Consider the following 249-nt stretch of genomic DNA (forward strand, 5'->3'; position numbering starts at 1 on the left):
TGGAACGGCGGTGTGTTCATCTACGTGCCGAAGGATGTTCGCGTCGAGGTTCCGCTTCAAGCCTTGTTCTTGACGGATGATGCCGAAGCAACGTTCGCTCCTCACGTGCTCATCGTTGCTGAGCCGTTCAGCTCCGTTTCCTATGTAGACAATTTCGTATCCTCCGTATCGGGTGCTGAACTCGTTCAGAACGGCGTTGTTGAAGTATTCGCGAAGCCGGGCTCCCGTGTAAACTACGCGTCGGTTCAT

1 protein-coding gene is annotated in these 249 nt (G+C 54.2%); it reads left to right on the forward strand.

What is annotated here, in order from left to right; all coding sequences use genetic code 11:
• On the forward strand, nucleotides 1–249 hold a 249-nt coding region (locus tag KVT27_RS25635; protein WP_217582279.1), incomplete at both ends, for a SufD family Fe-S cluster assembly protein.

Origin of the sequence: Lysinibacillus sp. GbtcB16 (genome assembly GCF_019091145.1) — a bacterium.
GTDB lineage: Bacteria > Bacillota > Bacilli > Bacillales_A > Planococcaceae > Lysinibacillus > Lysinibacillus fusiformis.